Origin of the sequence: Sphingomonas sp. NPDC092440, from assembly GCF_044754985.1 — a bacterium.
In the GTDB taxonomy this organism is placed as follows: domain Bacteria; phylum Pseudomonadota; class Alphaproteobacteria; order Sphingomonadales; family Sphingomonadaceae; genus Sphingomonas.
This window is the reverse complement of sequence record NZ_JBIVQA010000015.1, coordinates 23525-42663: the sequence shown is the minus strand read 5'-3', so window position 1 is coordinate 42663 and position 19139 is coordinate 23525. Positions and strand designations below refer to the sequence as shown.

At 69.8% G+C, this 19139-nt stretch carries 21 protein-coding genes; 7 read left to right on the top strand and 14 right to left on the bottom strand.

Features of this window, described 5'->3' with window-relative positions; translation table 11 throughout:
• Positions 1-21: 21 nt before the first annotated feature.
• A complete protein-coding gene (locus tag ACIQCS_RS20335) occupies positions 22-678 on the bottom strand; it encodes a COQ9 family protein (protein ID WP_345849438.1) in 657 nt (218 codons plus the stop codon).
• Positions 678-1607 (bottom strand): DMT family transporter, encoded by a 930-nt coding sequence (locus ACIQCS_RS20330; RefSeq protein ID WP_345849439.1) that lies wholly within the window; start codon positions 1605-1607, stop codon positions 678-680. Before ACIQCS_RS20330 ends, ACIQCS_RS20335 begins: the two co-directional genes overlap by 1 nt.
• A 56-nt stretch (positions 1608-1663) precedes the next feature.
• Between ACIQCS_RS20330 and ACIQCS_RS20325 the strand changes: the two genes are divergently transcribed.
• Positions 1664-2758 (top strand): alkene reductase, encoded by a 1095-nt coding sequence (locus ACIQCS_RS20325; protein ID WP_345849440.1) that lies wholly within the window; start codon positions 1664-1666, stop codon positions 2756-2758.
• Here ACIQCS_RS20325 and ACIQCS_RS20320 read toward each other — a convergent pair.
• The 9 genes from ACIQCS_RS20320 to ACIQCS_RS20280 all read right to left on the bottom strand — a co-directional run bounded on the left by ACIQCS_RS20320 (position 2755) and on the right by ACIQCS_RS20280 (position 9470).
• Positions 2755-3216: a hypothetical protein gene (locus tag ACIQCS_RS20320; RefSeq protein ID WP_345849441.1), complete on the bottom strand. Its 462-nt coding sequence runs from the start codon at positions 3214-3216 to the stop codon at positions 2755-2757. The two genes, ACIQCS_RS20325 and ACIQCS_RS20320, sit on opposite strands and share 4 nt — an antisense overlap.
• 5 nt (positions 3217-3221) lie before the next feature.
• On the bottom strand, positions 3222-3641 hold the full coding sequence (gene ribH, locus ACIQCS_RS20315; RefSeq protein WP_280281314.1) for a 6,7-dimethyl-8-ribityllumazine synthase: 420 nt from the start codon (positions 3639-3641) through the stop codon (positions 3222-3224).
• 1 nt (position 3642) lies between these two features.
• A complete protein-coding gene (ribB, locus tag ACIQCS_RS20310; protein WP_345849442.1) occupies positions 3643-4791 on the bottom strand; it encodes a 3,4-dihydroxy-2-butanone-4-phosphate synthase in 1149 nt (382 codons plus the stop codon).
• Positions 4778-5398, bottom strand: a complete 621-nt coding sequence (locus ACIQCS_RS20305; protein WP_345849443.1) for a riboflavin synthase — start codon at positions 5396-5398, stop codon at positions 4778-4780. The genes ribB and ACIQCS_RS20305 overlap by 14 nt, the downstream gene beginning before the upstream one ends.
• Before the next feature lie 52 nt (positions 5399-5450).
• Positions 5451-6380: a bifunctional diaminohydroxyphosphoribosylaminopyrimidine deaminase/5-amino-6-(5-phosphoribosylamino)uracil reductase RibD gene (gene ribD, locus ACIQCS_RS20300; RefSeq protein WP_345852029.1), complete on the bottom strand. Its 930-nt coding sequence runs from the start codon at positions 6378-6380 to the stop codon at positions 5451-5453.
• Between the two features lie 14 nt (positions 6381-6394).
• Positions 6395-6742, bottom strand: coding sequence for a hypothetical protein (locus ACIQCS_RS20295; RefSeq protein WP_280281311.1), 348 nt, complete (start codon positions 6740-6742; stop codon positions 6395-6397).
• A gap of 67 nt (positions 6743-6809) precedes the next feature.
• Positions 6810-7475, bottom strand: a complete 666-nt coding sequence (locus tag ACIQCS_RS20290; RefSeq protein ID WP_345849444.1) for a TonB family protein — start codon at positions 7473-7475, stop codon at positions 6810-6812.
• 85 nt (positions 7476-7560) lie between these two features.
• The gene (locus tag ACIQCS_RS20285) at positions 7561-8886 is read right to left on the bottom strand and encodes a glutamate--tRNA ligase (RefSeq protein ID WP_345849445.1); all 1326 of its coding nucleotides are present in this window, start codon (positions 8884-8886) and stop codon (positions 7561-7563) included.
• Positions 8887-8927: 41 nt separating this feature from the next.
• Positions 8928-9470, bottom strand: coding sequence for a YcxB family protein (locus tag ACIQCS_RS20280; protein WP_401531582.1), 543 nt, complete (start codon positions 9468-9470; stop codon positions 8928-8930).
• Between the two features lie 70 nt (positions 9471-9540).
• Here ACIQCS_RS20280 and ACIQCS_RS20275 point away from each other — a divergent pair, with 70 nt between their 5' ends.
• Positions 9541-10476 (top strand): ribose-phosphate pyrophosphokinase, encoded by a 936-nt coding sequence (locus ACIQCS_RS20275; RefSeq protein ID WP_280281307.1) that lies wholly within the window; start codon positions 9541-9543, stop codon positions 10474-10476.
• A 1-nt stretch (position 10477) separates the two neighbouring features.
• Here the strand turns inward: ACIQCS_RS20275 and ACIQCS_RS20270 are convergent, their stop codons facing one another.
• On the bottom strand, positions 10478-11227 hold the full coding sequence (locus ACIQCS_RS20270) for a sulfite exporter TauE/SafE family protein (RefSeq protein WP_345849447.1): 750 nt from the start codon (positions 11225-11227) through the stop codon (positions 10478-10480).
• Between the two features lie 120 nt (positions 11228-11347).
• Between ACIQCS_RS20270 and ACIQCS_RS20265 the strand changes: the two genes are divergently transcribed.
• Together ACIQCS_RS20265 and ACIQCS_RS20260 are read left to right on the top strand one after the other, a co-directional pair.
• Positions 11348-11671: an antibiotic biosynthesis monooxygenase gene (locus ACIQCS_RS20265; RefSeq protein ID WP_345849448.1), complete on the top strand. Its 324-nt coding sequence runs from the start codon at positions 11348-11350 to the stop codon at positions 11669-11671.
• The gene (locus ACIQCS_RS20260) at positions 11668-12957 is read left to right on the top strand and encodes an MFS transporter (RefSeq protein WP_345849449.1); all 1290 of its coding nucleotides are present in this window, start codon (positions 11668-11670) and stop codon (positions 12955-12957) included. Before ACIQCS_RS20265 ends, ACIQCS_RS20260 begins: the two co-directional genes overlap by 4 nt.
• A gap of 133 nt (positions 12958-13090) precedes the next feature.
• On the opposite strand, the gene ACIQCS_RS20255 is transcribed toward ACIQCS_RS20260, so the two are convergent.
• Entirely contained in the window at positions 13091-15385 is a 2295-nt protein-coding gene (locus tag ACIQCS_RS20255) for a CDC48 family AAA ATPase (protein WP_345849450.1), read from the bottom strand.
• Positions 15386-15675: 290 nt separating this feature from the next.
• Between ACIQCS_RS20255 and ACIQCS_RS20250 the strand changes: the two genes are divergently transcribed.
• Positions 15676-16575, top strand: coding sequence for a LysR substrate-binding domain-containing protein (locus ACIQCS_RS20250; protein ID WP_294050044.1), 900 nt, complete (start codon positions 15676-15678; stop codon positions 16573-16575).
• A 136-nt stretch (positions 16576-16711) separates the two neighbouring features.
• Here the strand turns inward: ACIQCS_RS20250 and ACIQCS_RS20245 are convergent, their stop codons facing one another.
• On the bottom strand, positions 16712-17143 hold the full coding sequence (locus ACIQCS_RS20245) for a peptidylprolyl isomerase (protein ID WP_401531615.1): 432 nt from the start codon (positions 17141-17143) through the stop codon (positions 16712-16714).
• Between the two features lie 135 nt (positions 17144-17278).
• On the opposite strand from ACIQCS_RS20245, the gene mgtE reads away from it, so the two are divergent.
• Together mgtE and ACIQCS_RS20235 are read left to right on the top strand one after the other, a co-directional pair.
• Complete coding sequence (gene mgtE / locus ACIQCS_RS20240; RefSeq protein WP_401531579.1) at positions 17279-18682, top strand: magnesium transporter; 1404 nt, start codon at positions 17279-17281, stop codon at positions 18680-18682.
• 31 nt (positions 18683-18713) lie between these two features.
• The gene (locus ACIQCS_RS20235) at positions 18714-19127 is read left to right on the top strand and encodes a DUF1489 domain-containing protein (protein WP_345849451.1); all 414 of its coding nucleotides are present in this window, start codon (positions 18714-18716) and stop codon (positions 19125-19127) included.
• Positions 19128-19139 lie beyond the last annotated feature (12 nt).

Below are 19139 nucleotides of genomic sequence, written 5' to 3'. Positions count from 1 at the left end.
GTCCTGGTCCGTCCCCCTGAATCAAACCGCCGGGTAGCGCAGCCGGCCGATGAAGCGGGAAAGGCTGAAGCGATGCTCGGGCGGAGTCAGCCATTTCGCCTTGGCACGCTCGAACTGCATGATGTTCTCGATCCGGCGGGCGAGGAAGGCGCGCGTCTCGGCATGGCCTTCGCTCTCGTCGTCCAGGAACACCGCGATGGTCGCGGCATAGACGGTGCCCAGCGTCATGCGCTTGGAATAATGGTTGTAGTCGGTCGCCGTGTCGCCGGCGGCGCGCCACATCGCGTCCGCGGCGCGCCAGCCGAGCCGGGCCCCGCGCGCGGCGTTCTGCGGCATGGCGAGGATGGCGAGCGCACGGCGCAGCGCCTCGCGGTGCGGTGCGGCGAGCGCCAGCCGGGCCTCGACCAGCGCGGTGATGCGGGCGCGGATCTTCATGCCGCCCAGCTGCTCCGGCGTGAAGCGGGCGAGCATCGCGGCATCGATCGCGGCGAACCAGGCATCGATCATCGCCACCGGCCCGTCGGTGAAGGCGAGCCGGGCGACGTCGCGGTCGACGCCCAGGCCGTCCGCCGCGGCGTCGAGCGCGCGGTTGTTCCAGCCGTCGAACGCCGCATTGGCCGCCACCTCGGGCGCGAGCGCGGCACGCAGTTCGTCGAGAGTCGCGTCCTTCAGGTCCATCATGCCGGTTTAGCCTCCCCGGCTTCCGACGCAACCCGCGGGCCGCCGCTGCGCACCAGCACCAGGGCGATCGCGACCAGCACCGCGCCGCTCAGCTCGGCCGGGCCGAGCCGCTCGCCATAGGCGATCCAGCCGACGGCGCCGGCGACGATCGGCTGGCTGAGCAGCGCAATCCCCACTACGAGCGGCGAGAGATGGCCGATGGCGTAGATGATCAGCCCCTGGCCGACCACCTGGCTGGCAAGCGCCAGGCCGATCAATATCCCCCAATGCTGGGGCCAGAACTGCTCGCCCGCGACCAGCGCGGCGACCAGCAGCGGCAACAGGCTGGCAAGGGTGGAAAGGGCGAGCGCGGGGAGCGGCGCCACCACCTCGCGCGCCTTGCCCATCAGCACGAAATAGACGGTGTAGAGCGTGCCGGCGAGCAGGCAGAGCAGGTCGCCGGCCAGGTGCTTGGGCGAGAGCTGGAAGGAACGGCCGAGCAGCAGCCCCGCCCCCGCCGCGGCGAGCGCCAGCGCGAGGCCCTGGGTCCGCGTCGGCCACATCCGCGCGACGAGGAAGCCGTAGATCGGATACATCAGCGTCGCCGAGTTGCCGAACAGCGTCGCATTGGCGAGCGTGGTCTGGAGGATGCCGACATGCCAGCTCGCCAGGTCCGCCGCGAAGGCGATGCCGCCCAGGGCGATCGCCGGCCACAGCCCGCGCGCCGGGGCGAAGGGGCGCCGCTGCCCGGCAAAGGCCAGCGCCACCAGGATCGGCGCGGCCAGCGCGATGCGCCAGAAGCCCGCCGCCACCGGCCCGACATCGGCCAGCCGCACGAACCAGGGCCCGAAGGCGAGCGCGATGTTGCCGGCGAGCAGCGCCGCGATCGGCAACGCAGAGGCGGTTTGCGGTGCGGTAGCTTTTCTTGGGGACCCGGGACGATGCATGCGCCCCCTTAGCCACCTATTTGGCCGGCGTCACAGCCGTTAGGGAATTTGCGACGATGCCAAGCCTGTTCGATCCGATCCAGCTGGGCGCGATCCACGCGCCGAACCGCATGCTGATGGCGCCGCTGACGCGCGGCCGCGCCACCCGCGCGCACGTGCCGACGCCGATCATGGCCGATTACTACGCCCAGCGGGCAAGCGCCGGGCTGATCATCTCCGAGGCGACCGGCATCAGCCAGCAGGGCCTGGGCTGGGCCTATGCCCCCGGCCTGTGGAGCGACGCGCAGACCGATGCGTGGAAGCCGATCGTGGAAGCGGTGCACGAAGCCGGCGGGCGCATCGTCGCGCAGCTCTGGCACATGGGCCGGCTGGTCCATTCCGATTTCCTGGACGGCGCCCGGCCCGTCTCGGCCTCCGCCACCACCGCGCCGGGCACCGTCCGCACCTATCCGGCGGAGGATAGCGGCGAGATCCGGCGCCCCTATGGCGAAGCGCGGCCGCTGCGCACCGACGAGATCCCCGGCATCCTCGACGATTATGCCCATGCCGCCCGCAACGCGATCCGCGCCGGCTTCGACGGGGTGCAGATCCACGCCGCGAACGGCTATCTGATCGACCAGTTCCTGCGCGACAATTCCAACTTCCGCGACGACGGCTATGGCGGCACCATCCCGAACCGGGTGCGGCTGCTGCGCGAAGTGACGCAGCGGGTGGTCGACACGATCGGCGGCGCGCGCACCGGCGTGCGGCTCTCCCCCAATGGCGAGGTGCAGGGCGTCAACGACAGCAGCCCGCATGCCCTGTTCGAAGCAGCGGCGGCGGCGCTCGACGCGATCGGCATCGCCTTTCTCGAGCTGCGCGAGCCGCGGGCGGGCGGCACGCGCGGGCTGCCCGATCATCCGCCGGTCCATCCGGTGATGCGCAAGGCGTTCAAGGGCCCGCTGGTGCTCAACGCCGACTATCTTCGCGACGACGCCCAGACGGCGCTCGACGCGGGCGAGGCCGATGCGATCGCCTTTGGCCGCACCTTCCTCGCCAATCCGGACCTGCCGCGGCGGCTGCGCGAGGGGCTGCCGCTCAATCCGCAGCGCGAGGACCTGTTCTATATCGGCGGGGCCGACGGCTATACCGACTATCCGGCAGCGGCCTAGCCGCCCTTCCGGTCCAGCGCGGTGATCCAGGTCGTGGCGGCGGTGCGGAAGCCGCCACGCGCCTTGGGATTGAACAGCAGGATACCCAGCACGATCACCGCCGGCCAGCCGATGACAGTGAGGCAGAAGCCGGCGACGACCACCAGCACGAGCAGCGCCATGCCGAGCTGGGCCTGGCCGTCCCGGTCGATCCGGATCGAGCGCGGGGCATCATTGTCGAACCAGCGGGCAGTGACGAAGCGCAGCCCCTCCCCGTCCGCGCGGCTGCCCGGCTCGGGCCGGTCGGAGGACATCGAGCGCGGCACGGGGCGCGGCGCCTGCCGCCTGCGGCGCTCGCCGCCCGGCATTTCCGGCAGCGGCGAAGTGACCGGGCGGACCGGTTCCCCCGCCAGCGTGTCGATCACGACCAGCCGGCGCCCCTGCTCCACTACGCGGTAGCGGGAGGGGGGCATGTCCATGGCCGTCAGCCGAACCGGCTCTTGAGCGCCAGCATCGCCAGCGCGGCCTTGGCGGCTTCCCCGCCCTTGTCCTTCTCGTCGGGCTTCGCGCGCGTGAGCGCCTGGGCCTCGTTCTCGACGGTGAGGATGCCGTTGCCGATCGGGATCCCGTCCATCGCCAGCGCCATCAGGCCGCGCGCGCTTTCGTTCGAGACGATCTCGAAATGATAGGTCTCGCCGCGGATCACCACGCCGAGCGCGACGAACGCGTCGTAACGGCCGGTCTCGGCGGCCATCGCCACCGCGCCCGGGATCTCCAGCGCGCCCGGCACCGTCACGGTCTCGTGCTGGTGCCCGGCCGCCTCGATCGCGGCGCGCGCGCCTTCGAGCAGCAGGTCGTTCAGATGGGCGTAGAAGCGCGCTTCGACGATCAGGACACGTGCCAAGTCATTCTCCGGTATCGATGGGGCGCTCGCCGACGATCGACAGGCCATAGCCGTCGAGCCCGACCAGCGTGTGGTGGGTATTGGTGAGCAGGATCATGTCCTGCACGCCGAGTTCGGTGAGGATCGTCGCGCCGACGCCATAGTCGCGCAGCTCGTCCATGTCCTTGGCCTCGAGCGTGCCGGCGCGTGCCTGGAGCGCGACGGTGAACTGGTCCGGCCGCGGCTTGTTGATCACGACCACGACGCCCGCGCCTTCCTCGGCGATGATCTCCATCGAGCGGCGCAACAATCCGCCGCGCGCGCCGCCCTCGCCGAAGATGTCGGAAAAGGGCGAAAGCGCATGCATGCGGACGAGCGTCGGCCTGGCCGGATCGATCCTGCCCTTGACCAGCGCGACCTGCTCGCTCTCCGTCGCCTTGTTCCAGAAGGTCATCGCGGTCCACTCGCCGCCCCATTCGCTCTCGAAACGCGTTTCGGCGCGCTTCTCGACGAGATGGTCGTGGCGGCGGCGATAGGCGATCAGGTCGCGGATCGTGCCGAGCTTGAGATTGTGGAACTGGGCGAAGGCGATCAGATCGTCGAGACGGGCCATGGTGCCGTCGTCCTTCATGATCTCGCAGATCACGCCCGACGGGTTGAGCCCGGCGAGCCGCGCCAGATCGACCGCCGCCTCGGTATGGCCGGTGCGGACGAGGACGCCGCCGTCGCGGGCGATCAGCGGGAAGACATGGCCCGGCGAGGTGATCGCATCGGGCCCGTTGGCCGCGTCGATCGCCACCGCGACGGTGCGCGCGCGATCGGCCGCGGAGATGCCGGTCGAGATGCCTTCCTTCGCCTCGATCGAGACGGTGAACGCGGTGCCCAGCGGCGTGCCGTTGATGCGCGCCATCGGCTCGAGCTGGAGCTGGCGGCCCCGCTCCGACGTGAGCGCGAGGCAGATCAGCCCGCGGCCGAACCGCGCCATGAAATTCACCGCGTCGGGCGTCGCCATCTGGGCGGGGATGACGAGATCGCCTTCGTTCTCGCGATCCTCGTCATCGACCAAGATCACCATCCGGCCGTTGCGGGCCTCGTCGATCAGCTCCTCGGGCGAGGAGAGGAAGGCATGCTTCAGACGCCCCAGTTCATTGGCTCGTTCAGGCTTTGCCACGGAGCGCCTCCATGCGCTGCAGATAACGGGCGAGCACGTCGATCTCGAGATTGACGGCCTGCCCTGCTTCGAGTGCGCCGAATGTAGTGACGGCGGCGGTGTGGGGAATGATGTTGAGGTCGAATTCCACGCCGTCGGCCGTGTCGCGCACCGCGTTGACGGTGAGCGAGACGCCATCGACCGTGATCGAGCCCTTGGGCGCGACATAGGGCGCCAGCTCCGGCCCGGCGAGGATGACGACATGGTGCGAGCCGCCGATCTCCGCGATCGCCTTCACCGCGCCGATCCCGTCGACATGGCCGGTGACGATATGCCCGCCCAGCTCGTCGCCCAGGCGCAGCGCGCGCTCGAGGTTGAGCCTGCGGCCCGAAGCCCACATGCCCGGCGCGGTGCGGCTGGTGGTCTCGCCCGAGACGTCGAACGCAACCCAGCCGCCGCCCGCGTCCACGCCCTTGTCGACCACTGTCAGGCACACGCCCGAACAGGCGATCGAGGCGCCGAGATCGATGCCGGAGGTTTCATAGGCAGTGGAGACGCGGACATGCAGGTCGCCCTGCCTTTCCGTGGTCTCGACGGTGCCGATATCGGTGACGATCCCAGTAAACATCAGGAGTCCTTGCTGCGCCGCGCGCGGGCGGAAAACCGGAGGCCATGCTTCCTCATGAGGCGTGCTCGTAGACCTCCATCCTGTCACTGCCAAGCATGCGGCTGTCAGATAGCCGCCAGCGGCCATGGGCTTCGTCCAGCCGGGCGAGCCCGATATCGCCGAGCGCCGCCCTCCCCTCGCCGATCAGGATCGGCGCGCGATAGAGCAGCAGCCGGTCGACCAGGCCGGCGCGGAGAAAGGCCGAGGCGGTCTCGGCGCCGCCCTCGACGAAGAGATGGTCGACGCCCGCCAGGCCGGCAATGTCCTCCGGGCGTTTCAGATCGCCGGTGGCGGAAAGCACCAGCCGGCGCGGCGCGCGGTCCTCCAGTCCGGGCAGGCGCACGTCGAGGCGCGGCCGGTCGACTTCCATCGTGCGGCGGCCGACCAGGATCGCTTCGTGCCGGGCGCGTTCCAGATGGGTATGGGCGCGGGCCTCCGGTCCGGTGATCCAGCGGCTCTCGCCCGTGGGAAGCGCAATGCGACCGTCGAGCGAGGTCGCCAGCTTGAGCGTGACGAGCGGGCGCCCCTTTTCCAGCCGCGCCAGGAAGCCGGCCATCGAACGGCGCGCCTCGGCGGCGCGGACGCCCTCCGCCACGTCGATCCCGGCGGCGCGCAGCCGGGCCGCCCCCGCCCCGTTGGTGCGCGGATCGGGATCGCCAAGCGCGATCACCACCCGGGCGACGCCGGCCGCGACGAGCAGGCGCGAACAGGCCGGCCCGCGCGGCGATTCATGCGCGCAGGGCTCGAGCGTGACATAGCAAGTCGCGCCGCGCGACTTCGCGCCCGCCTGGGCCAGCGCCATCGCCTCGGCATGGGGGCGCCCGCCCGGCTGGGTCCAGCCGCGGCCGACCACGATACCGTCCCGCTCGATCACGCAGCCGACATTGGGATTGGGCGCGGTCCGCCCCCGCCCGCGCTCGGCCAGCGCGAGCACGGCGCCCATCCGGCGCGCGTCGCTCAGAAGCCGTGGCTGGTCAGCCAATCGTCATATTTCTTGAATTCGGCCTGGCGCTTCTTCTGCGCCGCCTCGATCGCCGCCTTGCGCTTCAGCTCCTCGGGCAGGTCCTTGGCCTGTTGCGCCTTGATATCGGCGTCGCTGCGATCGAGCCGCCATTGCTGCACATAGATGATGTCGCGCTTGTAGGGCGTGGCGACGTTCGAATCCTTCACGAACATCCACAGGATCACGAGCGTGACCGCCATGGCCAGCATCATGAACCACAGCTCATAGGGCTTGCGGGTGGCAAGCCAGCGCCGCAGGTCGCCGAAGGCGCGCAGGGGATTGAATCTCTGAAGGTAGCTCATCTCGCCGCCAAAGATAGGAGCGCGGAGGCCCGAGAGCCAGCCCCCGCGCTCCACCAAGGACGTTCCGCTACTGGTCCTTGATCTGGAAGGTGACGCTGAGGGTCATCCAGCTCTCCTCGGCCACGCCGCCGCGGGTCGCCGGCTTGAACCGCCATTTGGCCAGCGCCTGCTGTTTTGTCGCCTCGAAGAAGGCGGCGCTGGTGGCGCTGACCTGCTCGACCGCCTTCACCCGGCCATCGGGCCCCACCAGCACCCGCACCGCGACGCGCCCGTCGCGCTGGGCACGCAGTTCCGAGGCGGGATAGTTGGGCTGGAAGGCATCGGCATAGCGCGGATCGCGTTTCGCGCCGACGAGTGCCGGCACCGGCTTGGGCGGATCGACGGCGACCGGTGGGCCGACCTCGACGGGCTTGGCGATGTCCGGCTGCACCGGCGGGATGTCCGGCGTGGTCCTGATTATCGGATCGCTGTCGGTCTTCACGATCGGATCGGGCACGGTGATCGGCGGCTGGGTCGGCGTCTTCACCAGCACCTTCTTGTCGATGGGCTGGGGGTCTGGCGGCGGCACCGGATCGATCGGAATCTGCGTCGCCTCGAAGATCGGGGTGACATGCTTGATGATGTTCGGCGCCGAATAGATCATCCCGGTGATGATCGCCCCGCTGATGAGCAGCGACGCCCCGATGCTGACGGCGCGCGATTGCTGGGGCTGGTAGCGATGTTCGGCATACATGGCGTTGCACTCCATCTCCAACGCCGGTCCAGGCCGGCAAAGGCGATGATACAACATTACATACTCGGCGCAAATGCTTTCTCGATCATCCCTGCCCGAGGCGCGCCAGGGCATTTTCCTTGCCGATCAGGGGGAGCAGGGCAGCCATGTCGGGCCCGTGCTCGCGGCCGGTAAGGGCGAGTCGCAGGGGGAGGAACAGCGCGCGGCCCTTGCGGCCGGTGGCCTCTTTCAGCGCGCCGGTGAGCGCCGGCCAGGGATCGGACCAGTCGATGCCCTCAGCGATCCCGGCGGCGAGGGCGAGGAAGGCGCGGTCCTCCTCGGGAATCGTGGCGGCGACCGGCCCCTCGACCACGCGCCACCAGTCCGCCGCCTCGGCGACGGTCGCCAGATTGGGGCGGATCGCTTCCCATCCGGCCGCGCCCATCCCCGCCGGCAGCCGGTCCTGCACGGCGTCGAAGCCGAGCTGGTGGACGATGCGCGCGTTGAGCTGGGCCAGCTCCTCCTCGTCGAAGCGCGCGGGCGCACGGCCGAAGCGCGCGAAGTCGAAGCCGGCGACCAGCGGCGCGACATCGACGAACGGCTCGACGGGGTCGCTGGTGCCGAGCCGGGCGAGCAGGGCGATCAGCGCCTGCGGCTCGATGCCCAGTTCGCGGAAATGGTCGATGCCGAGCGAGCCCAGCCGCTTGGAGAGCTTGCCCTCCGCGCCGGTGAGCAGCGCCTCGTGCGCGAACCGCGGCGCGGCGGCACCGAGCGCCGCGAACATCTGGAGCTGAGTCGCGGTGTTCGAGACATGGTCCTCGCCGCGCACGACATGGGAGACGGCCATGTCGATATCGTCGATCACCGAGGGGAGGAGATAGAGCCAGGAGCCATCGGCGCGGCGCACCACCGGGTCGCTCATCGTCCTCGGATCGAAGCGCTGGGGCCCGCGGACCAGATCGTCCCATTCGATCATGGCGTCATGATCGAGCCGGAAGCGCCAGTGCGGGCGGACGCCCTCGGCTTCCAGCCTCGCCTTGTCCGCATCGGCCAGCGCCAGCGCCGCCCGGTCATAGACCGGGGGCAGGCCGCGGCCGAGCAGCACCTTGCGCTTGAGCTCGAGCTCCTGCGCGGTCTCATAGGCCGGATAGACCCGGCCGGCGGCCTGCAGCTCCGCGAAGCGCGCCTCGTAGCGGCCGAACCGGGCGGACTGGCGCTCCTCCCCGTCCGGCGCCAGCCCCAGCCAGGCGAGATCGGCGCGGATCGCGTCGACGAAGCGCTCCTCCGAACGCTCGCCATCGGTATCGTCGATGCGCAGCAGGAAGCGGCCGCCCTGGCCTTGCGCGAACATCCAGTTGTGGAGCGCGGTGCGGATGTTGCCGACGTGGAGCGTGCCCGTGGGGCTCGGCGCGAAACGGGTGATGACGGTCATTGCCGCGCTCTACCGGGCGGGCCGGGCGCGCGCAAACCGGCTCAGAGCCGGCGCAGGCCCGATGCTTCGAGGATCGCGCGCAGCGCCTCCGCCTGCCCCGCGGCGAGGGCCGAGGCCGGAACGACCTGATATTGCTGGTCGTTGAAGTAGAGCAGGAAGCCCGAACGCGCGGCGTACCAGCCATGATAGTCGGTCCAGGCGAGCTCGGTTTCGCCATGGGGCGAACGCGCCGACATGCCGGCGGCGGACCAGCTGGCCTCGACCGGCCGCTGCCAGATCGCGCTCTGCGCCACCAGCCGCCGGATCCGGCGCGGCAGGAACAGGTAGAGGAGCCCGTAGATCAGCGGGAACAGCACGACCATCTCGGCCGCGAAGACCAGCATCCACCACAGCGGATCCTCGCCGATCGCCACGCCGAGCACCGCGCCGATGGCGAGCATGAGGAGCAGGCCGATTCCCATGCGGATCCAGGCGCGGCGGGAGCGGAGATAGCGCCAGAGATTGGCCCGCGCCGCCGCGATCTGGGCATCGGCGTCGAGCACATAAGTCACAGTCGTGACGCCTTCTGCATGCGCAATCGCCATCTGCTCTTTTCAACCCCGCCCTTTGGCCTCTAATGCGCGCCCAGCGTAGCAAGCCTGGGGAGTGGCGCACATGAAATTGATGGCCGGCAATTCGAACCTGCCGCTCGCCAAGGCGATCGCCGAGTATCTCGAGATCCCGCTGACCCAGGCGAACGTCCGCCGCTTCGCCGATGAGGAGATCTTCGTCGAGATCCTCGAGAATGTCCGCGGCGAGGACGTGTTCGTCATGCAGTCCACGGCGTTCCCGGCGAACGACAATCTGATGGAGATGCTGATCATGATCGATGCGCTGAAGCGCGCATCGGCCCGGCGCATCACCGCGGTGCTCCCCTATTTCGGCTATGCCCGCCAGGACCGGAAGCCCGGCCCCCGCACGCCGATCTCCGCCAAGCTGGTCGCCAACCTCGTCACCACCGCGGGCGCCGACCGCGTGCTCTCGGTCGATCTGCACGCCGGGCAGATCCAGGGCTTTTTCGATATCCCGACCGACAATCTCTTCGCCGCGCCGGTGATGAGCGCCGACATCCACAGCCGCTTCCCGGGCAAGCAGTGGATGGTCGTCTCGCCCGACGTGGGCGGCGTGGTCCGCGCCCGCGCCCTGGCCAAGCGGCTCGACAACGCGCCGCTCGCCATCGTCGACAAGCGCCGCGAGCGCCCGGGCGAATCGGAAGTGATGAACATCATCGGCAATGTCGAAGGGCGCTTCTGCATCCTGATCGACGACATCGTCGATTCGGCCGGCACCCTGTGCAACGCCGCCGCCGCGCTCAAGGCCTCGGGCGCCGAGGACGTGGTCGCCTATTGCACGCACGGCGTGCTCTCGGGCGGCGCCGTGGCGCGCGTCGACGGATCGGCGCTCGCCGAGCTGGTGATCACCGATTCGATCGGCAACCACGCGGTGATCGCCGAGAGCAGCAAGATCCGCCACCTGACGATCGCGCCGCTGCTCGCCGAAGCGATCAAGCGCATCGCGGACGAAAGCTCGGTCTCCTCGCTCTTCGACTGAGCTAGCGGATCGCCTCGGCGACCAGGGCGATGCCGACCAGGATCATCAGCACATGGATCGCGGTGTAGAAGCGCGCCGCATCGACTCTGCGCACCAGCCGGACGCCGGCAACCGTGGCGACCAGCGCGAGCGGCAGCAACGCGGCCGACGTCATGACGTTCGCCGCGGTGAACTGGCCGAGCGCCCAATAGGCCGGCACCTTGATCCAGTTGGTCGCGGCGAAGAAGATCGCGGTGGTGCCGACCAGCATGTCGCGCGGGAGGTTGCGCGGCAGCACCCAGAGCTGGAAGGGCGGCTGGCCGACATGGGCGATCTGGCTGGTGAAGCCCGAGGCAATGCCGAACAGCGATCCGATCCACTCCGGCCAGCGCGCGGTGCCGCCCGGCGCGGCATGGCGGGCGGCCCGGAGCCGATAGGCGCCGAACAGGACCGAGATCGCGCCGACCATCGCCATCACCGCGGCGGAAGAGACGCTGGCGGCGAACCCGTAACCCAGCGCGATGCCGAGCACCGAGCCGGGCAGCATCCAGCCGAGCAGCCGCCAGTCGACCGTGCGGCGAAAGGCCCAGACGCCGACCACGTCCTGCGCGATCAGGATCGGCAGGGTGATCGCGGCGGCACGCACCGGATCGATCGCGAAGGCGAGCAAGGGCAGCGACAGCGCGCCCATGCCGGCAAACCCGCCCTTGCTGAGACCGAGCAGGATCACCGCGGGCACGGCGAGCGCATAGAAATGCCAGTCGGTGATCATAGGGTGCGGCTTTAGCCACACCCGCCGTCCCGGCGAAAGCCGGGATCTCGTGCCACGGCCGCGCCATCGCCCGAGACCCCGGCTTTCGCCGGAGTGACGGTTAGGTTAGGGGCAGGAGCCATGGCAGAGGATCGCACCGGGCAGACCGCCGTCCTGTTCATCTCCGCGCGCACGGGGGAAGACGCCGAAGGCTATGCGACGGCCGCCGCGGCGATGGACGCGCTGGCCGCCGAGCAGCCCGGCTATCGCGGCATCGACCATGTCGGCAACGCGGACGGCCAGGCGATCACCATCAGCTATTGGGCCGACGAGGCCAGCGCGATCGCGTGGCGCAAGCATCCCGAACATGCCGAGACGCGCGAGGCGGGGCGTGGGCGCTGGTATGGCTGGTACATGCTCCATGTCGCCACGATCGGGCGGAGCTACAGCTGGGAGCGGAAATGAAGTTCCGGCGCGTCGACCGGACCTTCGCGCTGCTCTTCACCGTGATGCTGGCGATCGCAGCCGGCAACACCGCGCTGCAATCGGTGCTGCCCGCGCTCGGCCGCTCGCTGCACGCGCCGGACAGCGCCGTCGCCGCCGTCTTCTCGGTCTCCGCGCTGCTCTGGGTGATCGCCGCGCCCTTCTGGGCCAACCGGTCCGACCGGCACGGCCGGCGCGCGATGGTGTTGGTGGGGGTGGGCGGCTTCACCGTGTCGCTGGGGCTGTGCGGGCTGTGCCTGGCCATGGGGATCAACGGGCTGCTCGGCCCGGTGGCCACCTTCATCGCCTTCGTCGCGGGGCGCGTGATCTACGGCACGTTCGGATCGGCGGCGCCGCCGGCGGTGCAGGCGATCGTCGCCGGCCGCACCAGCCGCGAGGAGCGGACCGGCGCGCTCACCCTGCTCGCCTCCGCCTTCGGGCTCGGCACGATCCTGGGCCCGGCGATCGCGCCCTATCTGGTGATGGGACGGCTCTGGCCGGAGGGGCCGCTGATCGGGCTGGCCGGGCCTGCCTTCGCCGCGAGCGCGGTGGGCGTGGTGATCTGGATCGCCGCCGCGCGCGGGCTGCCAAGGGATGAGGGCAACGCCCATGGCGCCGCCATCTCCTATCCCTCGATCGGCGGGCAGGGGACCGGCGCCACGGTGACCGCCGCCACCGCCGCCGCCGAGACCAGCGAGAACATCCGCTATTTCGATCCGCGCATCCGGCCCTGGATCGTCGCCGGGCTGATCATCGGCCACGCCCAGGCGATGACCGGCCAGGCAATCGGCTTCCTGATCATCGACCGGATGCACCTGCCCCCGACCGAGGCGCTGCAGCCGACCGGGCTGGTGCTGATGCTGGGCGCGGGCGCCTCGCTCCTCGCGCAATGGGGGCTGATCCCGATGCTCGACCTGCGCCCGCGCGCGCTGGTGCTGGCGGGCGCGACCCTGGGCGCGTGCGGCTGCGTCGTGACCGGCTCGGCGACCACATTGTACGGCATCGCGCTGGGCTATGCACTGATCGCGCTCGGCATGGGCTTCGCGCGGCCGGGCTTCACCGCGGGTGCATCGTTGGGCGTGGGGGCGGAATCGCAGGGATCGGTGGCGGGCAAGGTCACCTCGGTGAACGGCGCGGCGTTCGTGCTCGGCCCGTCGATCGGAGTGGGCCTCTACGAGCTGTGGCGGCCGCTGCCCTATCTGACCGCGGCGGGATGGCTGGTATGCCTGCTGGTCTATGCCTGGGTGGCGACGCGGCGATCGACATGACTCCCCTCCCGGGAAGGGAGGGGATCGAGGGGCGGGTGGCGTGCTCGCGAAGCAGCGAGGTCAAGCCTGCACCCACCGTATCGCCGGGACGCCACCACCCCGAGCCCCACCCTTCCCGGGAGGGGAACAAGCGTCAATCCGCTCCCTTCGGCCCATGCCCGCGCAGCATGCCCGGCGCGATGAAGCCGATCGGCTGGATCGCCGAGGCCTGCTGCTTCAGCCGGCCCGACATCGCCTGATACTCCTCCTCCATCTCGGGCGTGACGGTGGCGCGCGAATCGGCGAGCGCCTCGTCGAAATGCGCCATCGTCACTTCGCGCGTGTCGAGCGACTGGCGGAGCGCGATCAGGCCGGCCCGGCGGACCACATCCTCCAGATCGGCACCGGTATAGCGCTCGGTCTGCCCGGCGATCGACCGCAGGTCGACATCCGCGGCGAGCGGCATCTTCTCCGTCTGGATCTCGAGGATCCGCTCGCGCCCGGCGGCATCGGGCACGCCGACATAGACCAGCTCGTCGAACCGCCCCGGGCGGAGCAGGGCGGGATCGATCAGGTTGGGCCGGTTGGTCGCGCCGATCACCACCACCGACTGGAGCTCCTCCAGCCCGTCCATCTCCGAGAGGATCGTGTTGACCACCCGCTCGGTCGCCTGGGGCTCGCCCAGGCCGCCGCCGCGCGCGGGAACCAGCGAATCGAGCTCGTCGATGAAGATCACGCAGGGCGCGACCTGGCGGGCGCGGGCGAACAGCCGGGCGATCTGCTGCTCGCTCTCGCCATACCATTTCGACAGCAGGTCGCTCGACTTGGTGGCGATGAAGTTCGCCTCCGCCTCGCGCGCCACCGCCTTGGCGAGCAGGGTCTTGCCGGTGCCGGGCGGGCCGTAGAGCAGAAAGCCCTTGGCCGGGCGGATGCCGAGGCGGCGGAACGCGTCGGGATCCTTGAGCGGCAGCTCGACGCCTTCCTTCAGCCGCATCTGCGCATCGTCGAGCCCGCCGACATCCTCCCAGCGGACGCGCGGCGCCTCGACCATCACCTCGCGCATCGCCGAGGGCTGGACGCGCTTCAACGCCTCGAGGAAATCCTCACGCGTGACCGACAGCGTATCGAGCACCTCGTGCGGGATCGTCCCTTCCGCCAGGTTGAGCTTCGGCATGATCCGGCGCACCGCCTCGATCGCCGCCTCGCGGGCGAGCGCGGAGAGATCGGCGCCGACGAAACCATAGGTGGTGCGCGCCAGCTCGGCGAGATCAACCTTGTCGCCAAGCGGCATGCCGCGCGTGTGGATGCCCAGTATCTCGCGGCGGCCGCGCTCGTCGGGCACGCCGACGATGATCTCCCGGTCGAACCGGCCCGGCCGCCGCAGCGCCTCGTCGATCGCGTCCGGCCGGTTGGTCGCGGCGATGACCACGACGTTGGCGCGCGACTCGAGCCCGTCCATCAGCGTGAGCAATTGGGCGACGAGGCGCTTCTCGGCCTCGCCCGAGACCTGGCCGCGCTTGGGGGCGATCGAATCGATCTCGTCGATGAAGACGATCGACGGCGCCGCCTTGGTCGCCTCCTCGAAGACCTGGCGCAGCCGGCCCTCGGACTCGCCATAGGCCGAGCCCATGATCTCGGGGCCGTTGATCAGGAAGAACTGCGCGTCCGATTCGTTCGCGACCGCGCGGGCAAGGCGAGTCTTGCCGGTGCCGGGCGGGCCGTGGAGCAGCACGCCCTTGGGCGGATCGACGCCCAGGCGCTGGAACAGCTCGGGATAGCGCAGCGGCAGCTCCACCATCTCGCGCAGCTGGTCGATCGTGCCGGCCATGCCGCCGATATCGTCATAGGTGACGTCGGCACGCCGGCCGTCGCCCGCGGCCGCCTCATATTCGGGACGCAGCTCGACCTCGGTATTCTCGTCGATATGGACGATGCCCTTGGGGCTGGCGGCGACCACGGTGAGCCGGATCTCCTGCAGCGCATAGGCCGGCGCGCGCAGGAACTGGGCGACCTGGGGCGGGATGTCGGCGCGCTGCTGGCCGGCGGTGGCGACGACGTCGCCCTGGGCCAGGGGACGCTGGAAGAAGACGCGCTTCAGCGCCTCGCCGCTGCCCTGGAGGCGCAGATTCTGCTGGGCGGGCGCGAACACCACCCGCGTCGCCGGCTTGGACACGGCCTTGCGCACCTCGACGAAATCGCCCGAGCTGGCGCCGGCATTGGCGCGCTGGAGCCCGTCGATGCGCAGGATCTCGAGGCCCTCGTCCTCGGCATAGGGCAGCACGGCGAGGGCGGGGGTGGCGCGCTTGCCGATGATCTCGATCACATCGCCCTCGGCAAGGCCCAGTCGCGCCATCAACGCGCGCGGCAGATGCGCGAGACCCCGGCCACTGTCCTCGGGCCGGGAATTGGCAACCTGCAGCCTGGCGGGCTGCCCTTCTTCGTCCGCCATTCTCTGTTTCTCCCCAGGCGTGTGAGACGCGGAACGTGGGGGATCGGTTGCACAAAAAAAAGGCCGATCACGAGGACCGGCCGGGAAAGTTTTAGGAGAGGATGCCTGAAAGGCACGTGCTTTGTGCAGTGCGGCCGGTTTTTGTGCAAGTGCGAAAAGAAACATTAACGCGTGCATGGCTTGCAATCGCGCGTGTGTGCAACGATAGTTGTGCCCGAGTGAGAAACGCCATTGGCGCCGCGCGAATCGCACGCCAAGGGTCGTGACGCAGCGCAACAAAAGAGAGCGAGATGCGACGACTACCCCCGCTTACGGCAATCGAGGCTTTCGTGCAGGTGGCGCGGCTCGGCTCGATCAAGGCCGCCGCGGAGGAGCTGGCGCTCTCCTCGCCGGCGCTGAGCCGCCGCGTCCAGGCGCTGGAGCGCTTCATCGGCAAGCCGCTGTTCGAGCGCCGGCACCAGGCGCTGCGCCTCAACGACGATGGCGAGCGGCTGCTCGGCATGATCGCGCCCGCGCTCGACACCATGGCCGACGCGGTGGAGACGATGACCAGCGGCACCGAGCTGCTGCGCCTGCGCCTGGGCATCCTGCCGCTGTTCGCGACGCAGCGGCTGATGCCGCACATGGGCGACCTGAAGCGCAAGCATCCCGAGCTGCATCTCGACGTCGATACCGGCGCGCACGCGGTGGCGCGGCTGGGCGACGGGCTCGACGCGGCGATCGTGGTGGCGCGCGACATCGACCCGACACTGTATTCGAAGCGGCTGGACCGCAACCGCGTCTATGTGATCGGCGCGCGTTCGCTGGTGGAGGGGCCCGAGCCGATCACCCGGCCGGAGCAGCTTTCGAAGCTCACCGCGCTGGTGCACCGCGACATGGCGGACACCTTCACCGCCTGGCGCGCAGCGGCGGGGCTGTCGCATCTGGAGATCGAGCCAGCGGCCATCGACCATTTCGATTCGGGCACGCTGATGCTCGAGGCGGCGGCGCAGGGGCTGGGCGTCGCCTTCATGCTCGAATCGCATTTCGAGGCGGCGCGCGACGACCGGCTGGTCCAGCTCTTCGACCTGACCGTGGAGAGCGACTACAGCTACTGGTTCGTCTGCCGGCCGCGCGCGCTCACGACGCGGCCGGTCAAGCTGTTCCACGACTGGCTGATCGAAGTGCTCCACGCCGAGCGGGTGGAGTAATCGGAGCCCCTCCCTGGAAGGGAGGAGTTGGGGTGGGTCCTTGCACGCGATACAGTGAGGCGATCGCGCGACCACCGTATCGCCAGGACGCCACCCGCCCCTAGCCCCTCCCTCCAGGGAGGGGAATCGGAAGGCCTTACGCCTCGGTCCGCGCCTTGACGATCTTGCCCGGATTGCGCGGCGGCTCGCCCTTGGGCAGCGCGTCGACATGCTCCATGCCCTCGGTCACCACGCCCCAGACGGTGTACTGGCCGTCGAGGAAGGTGGCGTCGTCGAGGCAGATGAAGAACTGCGAGTTGGCGCTGTTCGGATCCATGGTGCGCGCCATCGAGCAGACGCCGCGGACATGCGGCTCGCGGCTGAACTCGGCCGGCAGGTTGGGCAGCTTCGAGCCGCTCATGCCGGTGCCGGTGGGATCGCCGCCCTGGGCCATGAAGCCGTCGATCACGCGGTGGAAGACCACGCCGTCGTAAAAGCCCTCATCGGCGAGAGTGGCGATGCGCTCGACATGCTGGGGGGCGAGGTCGGGGCGCAGCAGGATGTGCACGTCGCCGGTATCGAGGGTCATGACGAGCTTGGTGGGTTCGGACACGAATTGACTCCTGAGAACGATTTGCGCCCTGCCTAGGCGGGCTTCCGGCGACTTGCAAATCGCGCCCGGCAATGGCAGCGGCGGCAGGGGGCCGACAAGGGAGGTCGAACCTTGAGCGAGACCGAACTTCAAATGGATAGCGGCACCCCCGAGCCCCAGCTCGACGAGGACGACCGGCTGCGCCCCGAGTTCGTCCATGCGGTGCTCGACGCCGTCCATGCCGGCGATTCCGCCCGCGCCCATGCGCTGGCCGAGCCGCTCCACCCCGCCGACATCGCCGACCTGGTCGAGCTCGCGCCCGCCGAGGAGCGCGCCGCGCTCGTCGCCGCGATCGCCGACCTGATCGACGGCGACGTGCTCGCCGAGATGAACGACTGGGTGCGCGAGGCCCTGGTCGAATCGCTCACCGCCACCCAGGTGGCGGACATCGCCGCCGAACTCGATACCGACGACGCCGTCGCGATCATCGAGGACATGGATGTCGAGGACCAGCGCGAGGTGCTGCGCGCGCTCGACCCGGACGACCGCGCCGCGATCGAGGAAGCGCTCTCCTACCCGGAGGAATCCGCCGGCCGCCTGATGCAGCGCGAGCTGATCGCGGTGCCCGAGCATTGGACCGTCGGCGACGTGCTCGACTATCTGCGCAGGAACGAGGACCTCACCACCGATTTCTGGGAGATCTTCGTGGTCGACCCGGCGCACAAGCCGGTCGGCACCTGCCAGCTCTCCTGGGTGCTGCGCACGCCGCGCGTCGTCGCGATGGGCGACGTGATGAAGCGCGAGCAGACGCTGATCCCGGTCGACATGGACCAGGAGGAAGTGGCGCTGCGCTTCCAGAAATACGCGCTGATCTCGGCCGCGGTGATCGATCCGAGCGGGCGGCTGGTCGGCATGATCACGGTGGACGACGTGGTCCACATCATCTCCGAGGAAGCGGGCGAGGACATCCTCCGCCTGTCCGGCGCCGGCGAAGGCGACATCAACGAGCCGGTGGTCGACAGCTACAAGGGCCGGGTGCGCTGGCTGCTCACCAACCTGCTGACTGCGCTGGTGGCGGCGACGATCATCAGCCTGTTCGAAAGCACGATCCAGAAGATGGTCGCGCTCGCCGCGCTGATGCCGATCGTCGCCGGGGTGGGCGGCAATGCCGGCACCCAGACCATGGCGGTGACGGTGCGCGCGCTCGCCACCAACCAGCTGACCCAGTCCAACACGCTGCGCGCGATCCGGCGCGAGATCTCGATCGCCGTGCTCAACGGCCTGACCGTCGCCTGCGTGATCGGCACCGCGGTGGGGCTGTTCTTCCATCATGCCGCGCTGGGCGGCGTGATCGCGGCGGCCATGCTCACCAATATCGTGATCGCGGGACTGGCCGGCGTGATCGTGCCGCTCACGCTCGACCGGCTGAAGGCCGACCCCGCCGTCGCCAGCTCGATCTTCGTGACCATGACGACCGATTCGATGGGCTTCCTCGCATTCCTGGGCCTCGCCACCGCCAGCGGCCTGGTCGGTTGATTGCGGCGCCCGCGCGCACCAGATTGATCGCGTGCCACTCCATCTGACCCCACTCCATCTGACCAAGGTCGCCTTTGGCTGCGACTCCGTAGACTATCTCGCCCAGCGCCTCGCCGCGCGCGGCGGCACCTGGGGCCTGACCACCCGCTACCTCCCCAAGCGCCACGAGGAGATCGGCGGGGAAGGCTCGCTCTTCTGGATCCTCAAGCACCAGCTGGTCGGACGCACGCCGATCCTGGGCTTCGGCGAGGCCGAGGGCGGGCGCACCGCGATCCTGATGGAACCGCGGCTGATCCTGGTCGCCGCCCGGCCCAAGCGCGCGCACCAGGGCTGGCGCTATCTCGAGGCCAGCGACGCACCGCCCGATCTGGGCGATGCCGGCGCCGGCATCGACGCGCTGCCGCCCGCGCTGATGGGCGAGCTGGCGGGACTGGGGCTGATCTGACGCGGGCCGGGA

Excerpts from the sequence above, each read along its gene's own strand:
- ACIQCS_RS20335 (WP_345849438.1), bottom strand. The coding sequence starts at position 678 with ATGGACCTGAAGGACGCGACTCTCGACGAACTGCGTGCCGCGCTCGCG.
- ACIQCS_RS20325 (WP_345849440.1), top strand. The coding sequence starts at position 1,664 with ATGCCAAGCCTGTTCGATCCGATCCAGCTGGGCGCGATCCACGCGCCG.
- ribD (WP_345852029.1), bottom strand. The coding sequence starts at position 6,380 with ATGGGCGCCGTGCTCGCGCTGGCCGAGCGCGGGCGGGGGCGGACCGCG.
- ACIQCS_RS20265 (WP_345849448.1), top strand. The coding sequence starts at position 11,348 with ATGGCAGAGGATCGCACCGGGCAGACCGCCGTCCTGTTCATCTCCGCG.
- ACIQCS_RS20320 (WP_345849441.1), bottom strand. The coding sequence starts at position 3,216 with ATGGACATGCCCCCCTCCCGCTACCGCGTAGTGGAGCAGGGGCGCCGG.
- ACIQCS_RS20260 (WP_345849449.1), top strand. The coding sequence starts at position 11,668 with ATGAAGTTCCGGCGCGTCGACCGGACCTTCGCGCTGCTCTTCACCGTG.
- ACIQCS_RS20295 (WP_280281311.1), bottom strand. The coding sequence starts at position 6,742 with ATGAGCTACCTTCAGAGATTCAATCCCCTGCGCGCCTTCGGCGACCTG.
- ACIQCS_RS20280 (WP_401531582.1), bottom strand. The coding sequence starts at position 9,470 with ATGGCGATTGCGCATGCAGAAGGCGTCACGACTGTGACTTATGTGCTC.
- ACIQCS_RS20275 (WP_280281307.1), top strand. The coding sequence starts at position 9,541 with ATGAAATTGATGGCCGGCAATTCGAACCTGCCGCTCGCCAAGGCGATC.
- ACIQCS_RS20285 (WP_345849445.1), bottom strand. The coding sequence starts at position 8,886 with ATGACCGTCATCACCCGTTTCGCGCCGAGCCCCACGGGCACGCTCCAC.
- ACIQCS_RS20250 (WP_294050044.1), top strand. The coding sequence starts at position 15,676 with ATGCGACGACTACCCCCGCTTACGGCAATCGAGGCTTTCGTGCAGGTG.
- ACIQCS_RS20305 (WP_345849443.1), bottom strand. The coding sequence starts at position 5,398 with ATGTTTACTGGGATCGTCACCGATATCGGCACCGTCGAGACCACGGAA.
- ACIQCS_RS20290 (WP_345849444.1), bottom strand. The coding sequence starts at position 7,475 with ATGTATGCCGAACATCGCTACCAGCCCCAGCAATCGCGCGCCGTCAGC.
- ACIQCS_RS20245 (WP_401531615.1), bottom strand. The coding sequence starts at position 17,143 with ATGACCCTCGATACCGGCGACGTGCACATCCTGCTGCGCCCCGACCTC.
- ACIQCS_RS20255 (WP_345849450.1), bottom strand. The coding sequence starts at position 15,385 with ATGGCGGACGAAGAAGGGCAGCCCGCCAGGCTGCAGGTTGCCAATTCC.
- ACIQCS_RS20270 (WP_345849447.1), bottom strand. The coding sequence starts at position 11,227 with ATGATCACCGACTGGCATTTCTATGCGCTCGCCGTGCCCGCGGTGATC.
- ACIQCS_RS20330 (WP_345849439.1), bottom strand. The coding sequence starts at position 1,607 with ATGCATCGTCCCGGGTCCCCAAGAAAAGCTACCGCACCGCAAACCGCC.